The 395-nt window shown below is 55.9% G+C and carries 1 tRNA gene and 2 rRNA genes; all 3 read left to right on the forward strand.

The features are described 5' to 3' along the window. Positions 1-116, forward strand: a 5S ribosomal RNA gene (rrf, locus tag J1782_RS00070). 50 nt (positions 117-166) lie between these two features. After that, positions 167-242 (forward strand) — tRNA-Thr (locus tag J1782_RS00075). Positions 243-278: 36 nt separating this feature from the next. Then, positions 279-394: ribosomal RNA gene (gene rrf, locus J1782_RS00080) — 5S ribosomal RNA — on the forward strand. The last annotated feature ends 1 nt before the right edge of the window (position 395 follow it).

Consider the following 395-nt stretch of genomic DNA (forward strand, 5'->3'; position numbering starts at 1 on the left):
CCTGGCGGCAACAGCGCGGTGGTCCCACCTGACCCCATGCCGAACTCAGAAGTGAAACGCCGTAGCGCCGATGGTAGTGTGGGGTCTCCCCATGCGAGAGTAGGGAACTGCCAGGCATCAAATTAGTAAAGTTTGCTATTAAGCAGGCTGTTATAGGAATAAGCGTGCTGATATGGCTCAGTTGGTAGAGCGCACCCTTGGTAAGGGTGAGGTCCCCAGTTCGACTCTGGGTATCAGCACCAGTAATAAGCGTAGAGTTCGGTAAATTACAGAATTTGCCTGGCGGCAACAGCGCGGTGGTCCCACCTGACCCCATGCCGAACTCAGAAGTGAAACGCCGTAGCGCCGATGGTAGTGTGGGGTCTCCCCATGCGAGAGTAGGGAACTGCCAGGCA

The sequence above is a fragment of the Rahnella sp. BCC 1045 genome (genome assembly GCF_019049615.1).
In the GTDB taxonomy this organism is placed as follows: Bacteria; Pseudomonadota; Gammaproteobacteria; order Enterobacterales; family Enterobacteriaceae; genus Rahnella; species Rahnella contaminans.